Raw genomic sequence first — 14513 nt, 5'->3', positions numbered from 1 at the left:
CTACTCCGCCGCGGCGGCCTGATGCGGCGGGTCGAGCCGCACCCGGCCGGCATCGGTCAGGTGCCAGACCTCGCGCCCTTCGATCACCACGGCCGTCAGCGGCCCGCCATAGGCGGCGCTGCTGTCGAGGTTCAGGCGGTTGCCGTAATGCTTGGCCTCGGACAGCGCGGTGTGGCCGTGGACGATCAGGGCGCCATGGTCGCGGGTATCCTCCAGAAACTCGTGCCGGATCCACAGCAGGTCATCCTCGCGCTGGTCGCGCAGATCGACGCCGGGGCGCACCCCTGCATGGACGAACAGCACATCATCGCGCAGATGCCAGGTCGGCAGCTGGCGCAGATAGTCCGGATGCGCTGCCGGAACCGCCTCCAGCGCCTCGGCATGGACCTGCCCCAGCGGCCGGTCCGCCGGCGCGTGCAGGCCGTAGGATGCAAGCGTCGCGCCCCCGCCGATGCGCGGATGCAGCCAGGCAAGCTCGGACCGCAGGCCGGGGTCGCGGTCGGCTGGATCGTTCATGAACAGCGTGAACAGCCGGTCATGGTTGCCCTTCAGCACCACCCAGGGCGCGCCAAGCGCCTGACCCTGCATCAGAAAGTCGATCACGCCGCGGCTGTCGGGGCCGCGGTCCACCAGATCGCCGATATGCACCACCGGCGCCTCGGTATCGCCGATCGCCGCCCGGTCGGCCGCGATCAGCGCATGGGCGGCCTTCAGCAGGTCGAGATGGCCGTGAATGTCACCGATGGCATAGGTCCGCATGGCGTCTCCGAAACTTGAGGGCAAAGGCCCCCTGCCGATTCGGGACAGGGGGCCTTGCCGTTTGCTATAGCGCGGGTGTGACGATACGTCGAACCACCGGGGAGTGAACCCACGCCTTGCGGGCGGGTTCCGCCGGGTCAGACACCTTCGAATTCCAGCGGCTTCACCTGCTGGAACAGGCCCGTCGCTTCCAGATCGGTCTTCACCTCTTCGGGCAGCGGCTCATCCAGATACAGGATCGCGATGGCATCCTCACCCGCCGCGGCGCGGCCAAGGGTGAAGTTGGCGATGTTGACCCCGTGCTTGCCAAGCGTGCCGCCAAGCGCGCCGATGATCCCGGGCACGTCCTTGTTGGTGGTGTAGAGCATGTGCTGGCCGACTTCGGCGTCGATGTTGATGCCCTTGACCTGGATGAAGCGCGGCTTGCCATCGCTGAACACCGTGCCGCCGATGGAGCGTTCGCGGGTCTCGGTGACCATGGTCAGCTTGATGTAAGCATCGAACACGCCGGACTTTTCCTGCTGCGTGGTCGAGATCTGGATGCCACGTTCCTTGGCGATGACCGGGGCCGAGACCATGTTCACCGCCGGGTTGGTGGCGCGCATGATGCCGGCAATGGCGGCGCAGTTAAGGGCGGCCAGGTTCATCTCGGCGACATGGCCATCGTAGAGGATGTTGATCGCCTTGATCGGCTCGTCGGTCATCTGGCCGACGAAGGCGCCGAGATGCCCCGCAAGCTTGACCCAGGGGCCCATGACCGCGGCTTCCTCGGCGGTGACCGACGGCATGTTGAGCGCGTTCTGCACGGCGCCGGTGAGCAGATAGTCCGACATCTGTTCAGCGACTTGCAGGGCGACATTCTCCTGCGCCTCGGTGGTGGAGGCGCCCAGATGCGGGGTCACCACCACATTCGGCAGGCCGAAGAGCGGGCTTTCGGTGGCGGGCTCCACCTCGAACACGTCGAAGGCGGCACCGGCGACCTGGCCGGATTTCAGGGCTTCGGCAAGGGCGGCCTCATCCACAAGGCCGCCGCGGGCGCAGTTGATGATCCGCACGCCTTTCTTTGTCTTTGCAAGGGCTTCGGCGTTCAGGATGCTGCGGGTCTTGTCGGTCAGCGGCACATGCAGGGTGATGAAATCGGCCTTTGCCAGCAGGTCGTCCAGCTCCACCTTGGTCACGCCCATGGTCTTGGCGCGCTCTTCCGACAGGAAGGGATCATAGGCCAGCACCTTCATGTGCAGGCCAAGGGCGCGGTCGCAGACGATGCCGCCGATATTGCCGGCGCCGATCACGCCGAGGGTCTTGTTGTAGAGCTCGACGCCCATGAAGCGCGACTTTTCCCACTTGCCGGAATGGGTGGAAACCGAGGCTTCGGGCAGCTGCCGGGCGACCGCGAACATCATCGCAATCGCATGTTCGGCGGTAGTGATGGAGTTGCCGAAGGGCGTGTTCATCACGATCACGCCGTTGCGCGAGGCGGCAGGAATGTCAACGTTATCAACGCCGATCCCGGCGCGGCCGATGACCTTGAGGTTGGGCGCGAGCGCCAGCAGCTTGTCGGTCACCTTGGTGGCCGAGCGGATGGCAAGGCCGTCATACTGGCCGATGATCTCGGCCAGCTTTTCCTTGTCCTTGCCGAGTTTGGGCATGTAATCCACCTCGACCCCGCGGTCGCGGAAGATCTGCACGGCGGTTTCGGAGAGTTCGTCGGAAACGAGAACGCGGGGGGCCATGATGGGCTCCTGTGAGGATATGGAATGCGTATGGAAACCGTATGGTTTTCATATGGGTGAATTTCGGGAAGGGTCCGCCGGGACTTGCCCGGCGGGACAGGTCACGCGGCTTTGGCCTGCGCCTCGATCTCGGCCTCGAAGGCGTATTCGATCCAGGGCATCAGCGCGGCGACATCGGCGGCCTCGACCGTCGAGCCGCACCAGATCCGCAGACCAGCGGGCGCATCCCGGTAGGCGCCGGCATCGAGGGCGACGCCCTCCTTCTCCAGCCGCTTGGCGACGGCCTTGGCGAAGGCGGCACCGTCCAGGATGCGCGGATCGGTGAACTTCAGGCAGACCGAGGTGGTGGAGGCGGTGGCCGGATCGACAGCGAGGTTCGCGATCCAGTCCTTCGCCTTGATGAAGTCCGCAATCGCCGCGGCATTGGCCTGCGAGCGGGCGATGAGGCCTTGAAGCCCGCCGACCTGTTGCGCCCATTTCAGGGCGACGAGGTAATCCTCGACACACAGCATCGACGGGGTGTTGATCGTCTCGCCGACGAAGATCCCCTCGATCAGCTTGCCCTTGGCGGTGAGGCGGAAGATCTTCGGCAGCGGCCAGGCGGGGGTGTAGCTTTCCAGCCGTTCGACCGCGCGGGGGCTGAGGATCAGCACGCCATGCCCGCCCTCGCCGCCCAGAACCTTCTGCCAGGAGAAGGTCACCACATCGAGCTTGTCCCAGGGCAGGTCCATCGCAAAGGCGGCGCTGGTCGCGTCGCAGATGGTCAGGCCCGCGCGGTCGGCCGGGATCGCATCCCCGTTCGGGACGCGCACACCCGAGGTGGTGCCGTTCCAGGTGAAGACCACGTCCTTGTCGAAATCGACCTCGGCCAGATCGACGATCTCGCCGTAAGGCGCCTTGCGCACGGTGGCGTCGAGCTTGAGCTGTTTCACCACATCGGTGACCCAGCCTTCGCCGAAGGACTCCCAGGCCAGCATCTCTACCGGGCGGGCGCCGAGCAGCGACCAGAGCGCCATCTCGACGGCGCCGGTGTCGGAGGCGGGGACGATGCCGATGCGGTAGTCCGCGGGCACGCCCAGAATGTCACGGGTGAGGTCGATCGCCTCTTTGAGCTTGGCCTTGCCAACGCTGGCACGGTGCGAACGGCCCAAGGGCGCATCGCCAAGCATATCGAGGGAGAAACCGGGGATCTTCGCGCAAGGGCCCGAAGAGAAACGCGGATTAGCCGGGCGCGCGGCCGGGGCGGTCAGTGCCATGATGGTATCCTTACAGATAATCGCCCTTCGTTGGGGAAGGGTGTCCCGCCGATGGGGATAGTGTCGGGCGGGAAATAAAGCAAGGGGGAAACACAGGGCAGCGCTTCGCCCCACCCGGAGGCGCAGGTGCCCCCCCGGGGGGGCGATACCTAGGACCCCCGTTGTTCCTCGGAATCGATTGCGGGGATCTCGGTCCGCTCCTCTTCCGCGCCGCCGCAGAGCAGGTCGACGGCGCGGTCGGCGGCGTCCTGGAACGGCTCCAGCACCAGATCGGCACCCGAGGCGAACAGCTCTTCGGTGTCGCGCTGGTGATGCGAGGCGACGGCGATTCGGGCGTGGAAGCCAGAGCTGCGGGTCAGCTGGATCAGCGTGCTGCGGGTATCCTCATGGCTGAGCCCAGTGGGATGGATCGGCACGGTGGAGACGATCCACTCTGCCCGCGGCAGCGGCAGTTCGGCGATGAATTCGGGATCGGTCGCATCCCCGAACTCCGTCTCGAGGCCAAGCTCCCGCCAGCGCCGCACGGCGAGCGGGTTGAAGTCCACCCCCAGCACCTTGATGCCGCGCTTGTGCAGGCGCATCCCGATGGCGGTGCCGAAGCGGCCGAGGCCGAAGATGATGATCTTGGGCCCGTCATTGCGGTGGGCTCCCGCCTCGGACGGCTCGCGCGGGGTGCCCCTGCGCTCGAACACGCCCAGAAGCGGCTCGAACAGGGCGTAGAGCTGGTGCGAATAGGTGATCATGTAGGTGGAGGCGGCGATGGTCACGAGGCCGACCATGGTCACGAGGCCAAGCGCATCCTCCTGCACATGACCCAGCGAAACGCCCATGGCGACGAAGATCAGGGAGAACTCGCTGATCTGCGCGACCGTCAGGCCGGCCAGAAAGCCGGTGCGCTTGCGGTAGCCCATCGCCCCCATGATGGCGAGGACGATCAGCGGATTGCCGATCAGCACGAAGAGCGAGAAGACGATGGCCCCGGTGACATGGGTGCCCAGAAGCGACAGGTCCAGCGCCGAGCCGAGCGCGATGAAGAAGAACAGCAGCAGGAAGTCGCGCAGCGGGGCCAGGCGCGCCGCAATGGTCTCGCGGTAGGGTGTCGAGGCGAGGGCGACGCCGGCCAGCAGGCCGCCCACCTCCTTGCCGAGGCCGGCAATGTCGCCGATGGCCGCGAACATCGCCGCCATGGCAATGGCGAAGATCACCAGCAGTTCGGGGGCCCGCGCCAGACGCTCTGTCAGCGGGTTGGCGACATAGCGCACAAACAGGATGACCAGCGCCACCATCGCCACGCCCGAGATCAGGACCACCGTCACCGACCCGCCGCCATGCCCGTCCTCGGCCGACCCGATGCCGATGGCCGAGAGCACGATCATCGCCAGCACAACGACGAGGTCCTGCACGATCAGGAAGCCAAGCGCGATCTGGCCGTGCAGGCTGTCGATCTCGCGTTTGTCCGAGAGCAGTTTGACGATGATGATGGTCGAGGAGAAGGTCAGCGCGACCGCCACATAGAGGCTGGTGACGGTGCCAAGGCCGAGGGCCAGCCCGATCAGGAAGCCGAAGATCGAGGTGAAGGCGACCTGACCAAGCCCGGTCAGCAGCGAGACCGCGCCAAGCGAGCGGATCAGCTTCACGTCGAGCTTGATGCCGACGAGGAACAGCAGCACGGCGATGCCAAGTTCCGACAGCAGGCTGATCTGCTCGTCGGAGCGCACCACGTCCAGCGCCGAGGGGCCGGCGATCAGGCCGACCGCGATGAAGCTGACAATCAGTGGCTGGCGCAGGATGATGCCGAGGAAGCCGATGGCGGCGGCCATGACCAGCAGCGCGGCGATCTCGGTGAAGGGGGATTGGGCGATCAGGTCCATGAGGCTGTGCCCGCCCTGATGCGGGGTGCTCCGGCGCAGTGCGCGGGGGGGCGCGCGGGGGGATACTGCCTCAAGACCATTCCGAATGCCTTTTCATGGGGTTTGGCTGCCTGTAACCTGTCATAGCGCAAGAAAAGTTCTTCGGACAGGTTGCCGGGCGCGTTTTCCCCGGAGCCTGCCGGGCAGGAATGGCGCGGACGGAAGGGAATGCGATGAAGAAGATCCTGCTGGCCACCGATTTTTCAGAGCGTTCCGACCGGGCGCTGCGGCGCGCGACCCTGCTGGCGCGGCAGTTCGGGGCCAGCCTCGCGCTGATCCATGTCGTCGATGACGATCAGCCGCGGCGCATCGTCGAAGCCGAGCAGCAGGAAGCGGGCAGGCTGCTGCGCCAGATGGCCGCAACCCTGCGCGATGTCGATGGGGTGGCGTGCGAGACAAGGGTGATCCTCGCCTCGCCCTTTGCCGGGGTGGCAACCGCCGTGGCGGAGATGGAGCCCGACCTGCTGGTGATCGGGCCGCACCGGCGGCAGATCCTGCGGGATGTGTTCATCGGCACCACGGCAGAGCGGACGATCCGGCTGGTGCATTGCCCGGTGCTGATGGTGAATGCGGCGCCTGCGGGCCCCTATCGGCACGTGTTGCAGACGACCGACCTGTCGGAGGGGTCCCGCGATGCGCTGCGGCGGCTTGCGGCGCTGGAGATCGCGGGAGCGGCGCGCAGTTCGTTGCTGCATGTGTTCGATGCGCCGGCGCTGCGGCTGGCCTTCAGCCATGCGATGCCGAAGGACGGGCAGGAGGGTCACCTTGCGGATGAAACGCGGCAGGCGGCGCTTGCGCTTGCAGGGTTCGTGTCGGCCTCTGGCCTCGGCGATGTCCGGCAGATCGTCCGCCACAAGGTGACGGCGGCGCAGCATGAGATCCTGAAGGCCGCCGAGGAAGAGGCGGCGGACCTGATCGTGCTGTCGACCCACGGGCGGACCGGCCTGACCAAGCTGCTGATCGGCAGCGTTACCGAGCATGTGCTGCGGGCGTCGACGGTGGATATTCTGGCGATCCCGCCGATGGGCGATGCTTGACTGCGGCGCTGGCACATGCCGAAAAACTGGCACATGCCGAAAAATTGTCTTAAGCGGCACCCCGTCGCAGGGATGCGGCGCTGCCCCTGACACCTGCCGGCCGAGGATGCCCTTCGATGAGTGATGCCCCCACAGACGCCGTCGTGACCCTGCTGGCCAGCCCCGCCCGCGCCGATCTGCACCGCGAGACGGTGGAATCGCTGCGCAATGCCTGGGGCGGCGGCGATGCGCGCTGGCTGGCGCCGGGGATTGCCGCGGAATTCGGCGTGCCCGCCCTGCCCGGCAACCGCTGGGAGGTGTGGGAAGGGCTGCAGGCGATGCGCGTCGATCTGGTGGTGCAGCCCGCGGCGGGGCGGCGCAAGCGGATGCTGCTGGCCGACATGGACAGCACGATGATCGGGCAGGAATGCATCGACGAGCTGGCCGACATGGCCGGGGTGGGCCCGCATGTGGCCGGGATCACCGCCCGCGCGATGAATGGCGAGCTGGATTTCGAGGCCGCCTTGCGCGAACGCGTCGGGCTGCTGGCCGGGCTGCCGGAGACCGTGATCGCGCAGGTGCTTGCGGAGCGGATCACCTACACGCCGGGCGGGCGGGAGCTGATTGCCACCATGAAGGCGGCCGGGGGCTATGCCGCGCTGGTGTCGGGCGGGTTCACGGCGTTTACCGCGGCCGTCTCGGCGCATCTGGGCTTTGATGAGAACCGCGCCAATACGCTGCTGGTGGAGGACGGCCTGCTCACGGGGCGCGTGGCCGAGCCGATCCTGGGGCGCGAGGCGAAGATGGCGGCCTTGCGCGAGATTTCGGGGCGGCTCGGGATCGGGCATGACGCGGTGATGGCGGTGGGCGACGGCGCCAACGATCTGGGGATGCTAGGCATGGCCGGGGCCGGGGTCGCGCTGCATGCCAAGCCCGCGGTGGCGGCCCAGTGCGATATCCGCATCAACCACGGCGACCTGACGGCACTGCTGTACATCCAGGGTTACGCCGCGGAAGACTTCGTGCTGTGATTGCTGGGGCTAGCCTTGGGGGATGAGATGAGCGAGCACGAAGCCAGCCGCCGCCAGCTGGAGATGACGGTGCTGATGACGCCGGACATGGCGAACTTTTCGGGCAAGGTGCATGGCGGGGCGCTGCTGAACCTGCTGGACCGGGTGGCGTTCTCCTGCGCCTCGCGCTTCTCGCAGCGCTATGCGGTGACACTGTCGGTGGACCAGGTGTTCTTCCTGCAACCGATCCATGTGGGCGAGCTGGTGACCTTCCGCGCCGCGATCAACCATGCCGGACGCACATCTATGGAGGTGGGGATCCGGGTCGAGGCGGAAGACATCCGCTCGGGCGCGCGGCGGCATACCAACTCGTGCTATTTCACCATGGTCGCGGTGGATGACGAGAGCCGCCCTGCCGAGGTGCCGGCCTATCTGCCAAAGACAGAGACCGAACGCCAGCGCCACCGCGCCGCCGAGATGCGCAAGGCGCTGCGCCGCGAGTTCGGCGCCCGGATGGAGGCGGCGGCGAAGGGGAACGCGGGGTAGCCGCTCGGCCGCACCGAGAAGCGCCCGGCTGGTGTTGCGGGCATCGGGCCGCCCGGCTCGGGCGGGAGAAGGCGAGGCACTGCCTCGCCCCGCCCGTGAGAGACCTTTCCCTCGGTGCCATCCGCAGCATGAGACCGTATGAGGACAGCGCCCGACCTGGCGGGCGAGAAGCGCCCGCCAGAGGCGGGGCGGGCGCTGGCCGGGCCCTTTGGGGGCCCGTCCGGTGCGGAATGATCCGGCACTGCGTGGCGAAGGCGATGGCCTTCGCCAAGGACGGCGGGGCGGGCGCGATGCCACGCGGCGGCTTTGTCCTGCAAAGCCCCCACTGCCCCCACCACGCCTTTACTTCCCCGCCGCCCCGCAGCAGAAGGCGCCGTCCTGCCGGAGCCCTGCCATGTTCGAAGTCACCCTCGACCTTGCCCTGATGCTGATCGCCGCCGCCTTTGCGGCCGGCTTCGTCGATGCGATTGCGGGCGGGGGCGGGCTGATTACCCTGCCCGCCCTGCTGCTGGCCGGGGCCTCGCCGATGCAGGCGATCTCGACCAACAAGGTGCAGGCGGTGTTCGGGGCAGCGACGGCGGCGGTGTCCTATGCCGCGGCGGGACATGTGGATCCGCGGCGGCAGATCGGCTCTGCTGCCATCGCCTTTGCCGCGGGGGTGGGCGGCGCGATGATGGTGGCGCTGGTGCCGACGGACTGGCTGCGGATGGCGCTGCCGGTGATCCTGGTCGGGATCGCGCTGTTCTTCGCCTTCAAGCCGGGGCTGGATGATCTCGACCGGGCGCAGCGGATGCGGCCGGCGGTGTTCGCCAGCACGGTGGTACCGCTGATCGCCGCCTATGACGGGCTGGTCGGGCCCGGCGCCGGGGCGTTCTACATGATCGGCTTCGTCACGCTGGCGGGCTACGGCGTGCTGAAGGCGACGGCCCATACCAAGCTGCTGAACCTTGCCTCGAACCTTGGCGGCCTGCTGGCCTATGCGGTGATGGGCGCGCCCTGGTGGTTCATCGGGCTGGCGATGGGCCTTGCGCAGGTGGCGGGCGCAAGGCTGGGCGCGCGCCTGGCGATGCGGATCGGCGCGGGGGTGATCAAGCCGCTGCTGGTCATCACCTCCTCGGCTCTGGCCGCGCGGCTGATCTGGCAGATGCTGTAGCGCTCAGCCGAAGCCGGGGGCCAGCCGCATTTCGCCGGTGACGATGCCGCGCCAGTTCTTCTGCGGGCCGGTCAGGTATTGCGCCACCACAGGATGTGCCGCAGGCAACGCGCCCAGCTTCACCAGCAGCGCCACGATGGCGGCCTCCGCGCCGCGGGTGCCGCCATCGACGATCTTCAGCGCGATGCCGGTCTGCTGGTCGGGCAGGATCGCCACGAACACCGCCTCGGCCCCGGTCTTGACCGAGACGCGCCCGCCCATCGCGCGCATCAGGTCGGTGCAGGCGCGGCCCTCGCCCGCCACCAGCTCGGGGTAGGCCGCCATCGCGCGGGTCAGGCGGGCGGCGGCGCGGTTCCGGGCATCGCCGTCAGGGTTCGCAGCGGCGAAGAAAGCCATGGAGCGGGCGAGGCCGGCGACGGAGGTGGCGAAGTTGGGGGCAGAGCAGCCGTCGATACCGTAGCCGGGGGAATCCTCGCCCGTCACCTCCTCGAAGGCCAGCTTGATGGCTTTTTGCAGCGGGTGATCGACCTCGACATATTCGGGCCCGGCCTTGGCGTGGCGGGTCCAGGTCAGGAAGCCCGAATGCTTGCCGGAGCAGTTGTTGTGGATCTGGCACGGCGCGGTGTCAGAGCAGATCAGCCCCTTCTTCGCCTCGGGATCGTTCGGCATATGCGAGCCGCAGCGCAGGTCGGCCTCGGTCATCCCCAGATCCGCCAGCCAGTTCGTGACCATATCGGTATGGATCTTCGCGCCCTGATGGCTGGCGCAGGAAAGGGCCAGCTGCGCCTCGGTCAGCCCCGCCGCATCGGCGGCGCCGCTTTCCAGCAAGGGCAGCGCCTGCAGCATCTTGCACGACGAGCGCGGGAAGATCACCGCCCCCGGGTCGCCCCATGCAGCCTGGATGCCGCCCTTCCCCCAGATCACCGCATGTCCGGCATGGACGCTTTCCAGCATCCCGCCCCGCCAAAGCTCGATCATCGGAACCGCTGCCATCACTGCCTCCATCTCACACCTGCGCGATTTTCCGCCCTTGGGGCTTTCGCATATCGGCGGAATTGCGTTATTGACGACATATCGAGTTGAATTGCCCGCCGCCAAGGGAAAAGGTGCGCAAAAGGCCCCCGGGACGGCAAAGCCGGTCGAGGGGTGCGGGGAACAGGCAGAGACGGCTGGAGGCTGAGGAAAACATGACATCACGCATTCTACGCGGGATAGCCGGTCCGGTGGCCTTGGCGGCCGCCGTTGCGGTAACGCTGACGGGCATCCCGGCGATGGGGATCGCCCAGGAATCGACCAACCGGGTCGCGGCTAATACGGACTGGAGCGTCTTCGTCGAAGAAAGCCCCAAGGAATGTTGGGGCGTTTCGGCGCCCAAGGAGACCGTGAACACCCGTGACGGGCAACCGACGCAGGTCCGCCGCGGCGACATCTTGCTGTTCATCACCTTCCGCCCGGGCGGCGCCTCGGGCGAGGTCTCCTTCACCGGCGGCTACCCGTTCGCCGGCGGCTCGACGGTCGAACTGGATGTGGGCGGCACCAAGTACAACCTGTTCACCGATGGGGAATGGGGGTGGTCCGGCTCCAAGGAAGAAGACGCGCGGATCATCGCATCGCTGAAGGCCGGAAGCTCGGCGATCCTGACCGCCCGCTCGGGCCGGGGCACGCAGACGCGGGACACCTTCTCGCTGCTGGGGTTCACCGCGGCAATGGACGAGGCTGCCCGGCGCTGCGCGAGCTGAGACCGGCGACAGGGATATGGAGGGCCCGGGCGACTGTCCGGGCCTTTTTGCATGGGCCTGTTCCGTTTTGCCCGCGAATCCTATATTGAGGCCCATCCTCTCTCCCGGAAGCCCTGCCCCCATGACCGACCAGCACGCCGACCAGTCCTCCGACCACGCCCCTGCCCCGCGCCCCGCGGCGCCGATCACGCAAGACGTGCTGACGATCCCGCGCAAGCTGCCCGAGGGCGGTCTCATTAACCTCGTGGGCCTGACGCGCGATCAGATGCGCGACGCGCTGGTCGCCGCGGGCACGCCCGAGCGGCAGGCGAAGATGCGGGTGGGCCAGGTCTGGCAGTGGATCTACCACTGGGGCGTGCGCGATTTCGCCCAGATGACCAACCTTGCCAAGGATTACCGCGCGCTGCTCGCCGCCCATTTCGAGGTGACGATTCCCGAGCTTGTGTCCAAGCAGGTGTCGGCCGATGGCACCCGCAAATACCTCGTGCGGATCGCCGGGGGCCATGAGGTCGAGGTGGTCTATATCCCCGAGGAATCCCGCGGGACGCTGTGCATTTCCAGCCAGGTCGGCTGCACGCTGACCTGTTCCTTCTGTCATACCGGCACCCAGAAACTGGTGCGCAACCTGACCGCGGGCGAGATTGTCGGCCAGGTGATGCTGGCGCGCGACGATCTGGGCGAATGGCCGGTGCCGGGCGCGCCCAAGGACGAAACGCGGCTGGTGTCGAACGTGGTGCTGATGGGCATGGGCGAGCCGCTTTACAACTTCGACAACGTGCGCGACGCGATGAAGATCGTGATGGATGGCGAGGGGCTGACCATCTCGCGCCGCCGCATCACGCTCTCCACCTCGGGCGTGGTGCCGGAAATTGCCCGCACGGCCGAGGAGATCGGCTGCCTGCTGGCCGTCAGCTTCCATGCCACCACCGATGCGGTGCGTGATGGGCTGGTGCCGATCAACAAGAAATGGAACATCGAGACGCTGCTGGCCGCCCTGCGCGACTATCCGCGCTTGTCGAACAGCGAGCGGATCACCTTTGAATACGTCATGCTCAAGGGCGTGAACGACAGCGACGCAGACGCGCGGCGGCTGGTGAAGCTGATCCAGGGCATCCCGGCGAAGATCAACCTGATCCCGTTCAACGAATGGCCCGGCGCACCTTACCAGCGCTCGGACTGGGAGCGGATCGAGGCGTTTTCCGACATCGTCTACAAGGCCGGCTATGCCAGCCCGATCCGCACCCCGCGCGGCGAGGATATCATGGCGGCCTGCGGCCAGCTGAAATCCGCGACGGAACGCGCCCGGAAGGTCCGCGCCGCCCCGCAGGCCGAAGCCGGGCTCTAACGCAGCGCCACCGTCACCGCGGCGGAGCGGCCCTTTGCGTCGATCACCGACAGCGTCACGAAACCCGGCCCGTCCAGCGGGATCGCCGCCTCGCGCGCGCGGTCGGCCAGCACCACCGGCGCACCGTTGGCCAGCCAGGTGAACGGGGGCTCGCCGCCCCGCACCTTCACCACCAGCGCGCCGCGGGTCAGCGCGAGTTCGGCGCCGTCGGGCGGGAAGGCCACCTCGGGCGCGCCGGGGGTCACCTCTGAGAACAGCGCGCCGCGGGGGCGGAAGCGTTGCAGGGGTTGCGGCAGGCGGGCGTTCGGCAGGATCAACGTGGCGGGCGGGGGTGGTGGCAAGGGCGTCAGCGCGGGGGCCAGGCGCCCGAACACCTCGAACAGCACCGGGGCCGCCAGATCGCCGCCAAAGGCGCCCGGAACCGGCGTGCCATCCGCCCGGCCCATCCAGACGCCGACCACATGCCGCCCGTCAAACCCCACCGCCAGCGCGTCGCGGTGGCCATAGCTGGTGCCGGTCTTGTAGGCGAGCCGCCCGCGCGGGGCATTGGGCGGCGGCGCGAGGCCAGCGAGGATGTCGGCTACCTGCCACGCCGCCTCGGGCGCGAACAGCGGCTGTGGCAGGTCGGCTGCCCCACCCGGCACCGCCGACAGCCGGACCGGCCGCCCCAGCCGCGCCAGCGCCGCATAGGCCTGCACCAGATCCTGCAGGCTGATCCCCACCCCGCCAAGCGCCACCGCCAGCCCCGGCTGCCCGCCCGGCACGACGGGCTCGGCCCCTGCCCGCTCCAGAGAGGCCAGCAGCCGCGCGGGACCGACCGCCTCGGTCAGCGTGACGACGGGGATGTTCAGCGACAGCTGCAGCGCCTCGCGCACCGGAACCGTGCCGCGGAAGGTGCGGTCGAAGTTCTGCGGGGCATAGGTGCCATAGGCGGTCGGGCGATCCTCGATCAGGGTTTCGGGATGCGCAAGGCCATCGTCGAAGGCGAGGCCATAGACGAAGGGCTTCAGCGTCGATCCCGGCGAGCGCAGCGCCTGCGTCATGTCGATGAACCCGGCGCGGGCATCGCTGGTCCAGTCGGCAGCGCCGACCGAGGCGAGGATCTCGCCGGTGCGGTGGTCGGCGACGACGATGGCGACGGACAGCCGGTCACCGGAGAAACGGACGGACCTTGCGGCGAGGGTTTCGAGGCTGGCCTGAAGGCCCGCGTCCAGCGTGGTGGGATGGTCGGTTCGGGTGGGCGCGGCGGCGCGCAGGCGCTGCGAGAGGTGCGGGGCCAGCGCCGGGAAGTCGCGGCGGGCGGTGGGGACGGGTTCGGTTTCGGCGGCGGCGATGCGGTCCTCCGCCAGCAGCCCCGCTCCCGCCATCCGTGCCAGCACCCGGCTGCGGGCAGCGCGGGCGGTTTCCGGGCTTCGGTCGGGGCGGCGGGTCTCGGGCGATTGTGGCAGGGCCACCAGCAGCGCCGCCTCGGCGGGCGTCAGGCGGCGAGGCTCCTTGCCGAAATACGCAAGGCTGGCGGCGCGGATGCCTTCGAGGTTGCCACCATAGGGCGCGATGCGCAGGTAAAGGTCCAGGATCTGCGCCTTGTCCAGCCGCCGCTCCAGCGCCAGCCCCAGCCGGATCTGCCGCAGCTTGCCGGGCAGGCGGCCGGTGCCGCTGTCCTCCAGCAGCCGCGCGACCTGCATGGTCAGGGTGGACCCGCCCGACACCACGCGCCTGTTCAGCGCCGCCTGCCCTACGGCGCGAAGCATCGCCCTCGGGTCGATCCCGGCATGGCGGTAGAAGCGCTTGTCCTCATAGGCGACCAGCATCTGCACCAGCAACGGGTCCACCGCCCCCGGCTCCAGCCGCCAGCGGCCGTCCGACACGGTGAAGGCGCGCAGCAGGCTGCCGTCGCGCGCCCGCACTTCCACCGAGGTCTCTACGGTCAGCGCGGGCAGCACCGTCGCGTCCACCCAAGCGTCCACCCCATCCCGCGCGGCGGCGGCCAGGAATAGCAGCAGCGCCAGCGCCAGCAGGCCGAGGCGCGCCCCGGCCCGGCGCATC

The 14513-nt window shown here is 68.3% G+C and carries 12 protein-coding genes; 6 read left to right on the top strand and 6 right to left on the bottom strand.

The features are described from left to right. The 4 genes from GVY41_RS01725 to GVY41_RS01710 all read right to left on the bottom strand — a co-directional run bounded on the left by GVY41_RS01725 (position 1) and on the right by GVY41_RS01710 (position 5619). The gene (locus tag GVY41_RS01725) at positions 1 to 759 is read right to left on the bottom strand and encodes a metallophosphoesterase family protein (RefSeq protein WP_161342752.1); all 759 of its coding nucleotides are present in this window, start codon (positions 757 to 759) and stop codon (positions 1 to 3) included. 137 nt (positions 760 to 896) lie between these two features. After that, positions 897 to 2492, bottom strand: a complete 1596-nt coding sequence (gene serA / locus GVY41_RS01720) for a phosphoglycerate dehydrogenase (RefSeq protein WP_161342750.1) — start codon at positions 2490 to 2492, stop codon at positions 897 to 899. 101 nt (positions 2493 to 2593) lie between these two features. Beyond that, positions 2594 to 3748 carry a phosphoserine transaminase gene (locus GVY41_RS01715; protein ID WP_161342748.1) on the bottom strand — a complete coding sequence of 385 codons (1155 nt, stop codon included), beginning with the start codon at positions 3746 to 3748 and terminating at the stop codon, positions 2594 to 2596. Between the two features lie 149 nt (positions 3749 to 3897). Next, on the bottom strand, positions 3898 to 5619 hold the full coding sequence (locus GVY41_RS01710) for a cation:proton antiporter (RefSeq protein WP_202456064.1): 1722 nt from the start codon (positions 5617 to 5619) through the stop codon (positions 3898 to 3900). Positions 5620 to 5831: 212 nt separating this feature from the next. Between GVY41_RS01710 and GVY41_RS01705 the strand changes: the two genes are divergently transcribed. The 4 genes from GVY41_RS01705 to GVY41_RS01690 all read left to right on the top strand — a co-directional run bounded on the left by GVY41_RS01705 (position 5832) and on the right by GVY41_RS01690 (position 9383). Continuing rightward, on the top strand, positions 5832 to 6695 hold the full coding sequence (locus GVY41_RS01705; protein ID WP_161342746.1) for a universal stress protein: 864 nt from the start codon (positions 5832 to 5834) through the stop codon (positions 6693 to 6695). Positions 6696 to 6811: 116 nt separating this feature from the next. Next, on the top strand, positions 6812 to 7705 hold the full coding sequence (gene serB, locus GVY41_RS01700) for a phosphoserine phosphatase SerB (protein ID WP_161342744.1): 894 nt from the start codon (positions 6812 to 6814) through the stop codon (positions 7703 to 7705). A gap of 27 nt (positions 7706 to 7732) precedes the next feature. Further along, the gene (locus GVY41_RS01695; protein ID WP_161342742.1) at positions 7733 to 8230 is read left to right on the top strand and encodes an acyl-CoA thioesterase; all 498 of its coding nucleotides are present in this window, start codon (positions 7733 to 7735) and stop codon (positions 8228 to 8230) included. A 394-nt stretch (positions 8231 to 8624) separates the two neighbouring features. Further along, positions 8625 to 9383: a TSUP family transporter gene (locus GVY41_RS01690; RefSeq protein WP_161342740.1), complete on the top strand. Its 759-nt coding sequence runs from the start codon at positions 8625 to 8627 to the stop codon at positions 9381 to 9383. Positions 9384 to 9386: 3 nt separating this feature from the next. Here the strand turns inward: GVY41_RS01690 and GVY41_RS01685 are convergent, their stop codons facing one another. Further along, entirely contained in the window at positions 9387 to 10376 is a 990-nt protein-coding gene (locus GVY41_RS01685; RefSeq protein WP_161342738.1) for an asparaginase, read from the bottom strand. A gap of 194 nt (positions 10377 to 10570) precedes the next feature. Here GVY41_RS01685 and GVY41_RS01680 point away from each other — a divergent pair, with 194 nt between their 5' ends. Together GVY41_RS01680 and rlmN are read left to right on the top strand one after the other, a co-directional pair. Beyond that, on the top strand, positions 10571 to 11122 hold the full coding sequence (locus GVY41_RS01680) for an invasion associated locus B family protein (RefSeq protein ID WP_161342736.1): 552 nt from the start codon (positions 10571 to 10573) through the stop codon (positions 11120 to 11122). Positions 11123 to 11243: 121 nt separating this feature from the next. Next, a complete protein-coding gene (rlmN, locus tag GVY41_RS01675; RefSeq protein WP_161342734.1) occupies positions 11244 to 12467 on the top strand; it encodes a dual-specificity RNA methyltransferase RlmN in 1224 nt (407 codons plus the stop codon). Here the strand turns inward: rlmN and pbpC are convergent. Next, positions 12464 to 14512 (bottom strand): penicillin-binding protein 1C, encoded by a 2049-nt coding sequence (pbpC, locus tag GVY41_RS01670; RefSeq protein WP_161343114.1) that lies wholly within the window; start codon positions 14510 to 14512, stop codon positions 12464 to 12466. The two genes, rlmN and pbpC, sit on opposite strands and share 4 nt — an antisense overlap. Position 14513 lies beyond the last annotated feature (1 nt).

The organism is Frigidibacter albus (assembly GCF_009908165.1).
Taxonomy (GTDB): domain Bacteria; phylum Pseudomonadota; class Alphaproteobacteria; order Rhodobacterales; family Rhodobacteraceae; genus Frigidibacter; species Frigidibacter albus.
Note: the sequence above shows the minus strand (reverse complement) of the source record. Positions and strands in the feature narration are given on the sequence as shown.